The following is a 532-nucleotide window of genomic DNA, read 5'->3' as shown; positions in this document are numbered from 1 at the left end:
TGACTGGTTCAATTCGAACAATTGCCCTTGACCGCCCCTATGGCAATCACCCGTTCGTTGCCGTCGATCATTACGCAGGTGGAGAATTGGCAGCGCGCCACCTGCTTGGACTAGGACACCGAAAGATTGCCTATATTTCGGGTCCATCCAACCTCACAATTTCTGCTGAGCGACGGAAGGGGTTTCTGGATTACTGCCAGCGCGCCATTCAGTCTGGCGAGGCAGAGATGCCTATGCCTGAACTACTGGAAGCTGGTTTCGACTATAATTCCGGCGAGGCGCTGGCCGCACAACTCTTTATGCGAAAGCGCGAGGAGCTGCCGACAGCAATCGCGGCCTCGAGCGATCAGCAGGCAATTGGTATTATGCGCGGGGCGTCGGATTACGGCATCTCCATTCCCCGTGATGTTTCCATCATTGGCTTTGACGACATTCCGTTGGCTCGCCTTACCACACCGCGCCTATCAACGATCGTGCAACCTGTTAAGGCAATAGCCGAGAACGCAGTCGTCGCACTTCTGGGAACCGATGT

At 55.3% G+C, this 532-nt stretch carries 1 protein-coding gene; it reads left to right on the top strand.

Annotation, left to right across the window (positions count from 1 at the left end; translation table 11 throughout):
- Positions 1–532: substrate-binding domain-containing protein (locus OIV19_RS23640; protein ID WP_264234346.1), on the top strand; the 532-nt coding region annotated here is incomplete at both ends.

This window comes from Brucella sp. HL-2, from assembly GCF_025846885.2.
In the GTDB taxonomy this organism is placed as follows: Bacteria; Pseudomonadota; Alphaproteobacteria; order Rhizobiales; family Rhizobiaceae; genus Brucella; species Brucella quorumnocens.
Note: the sequence above shows the minus strand (reverse complement) of the source record. Positions and strands in the feature narration are given on the sequence as shown.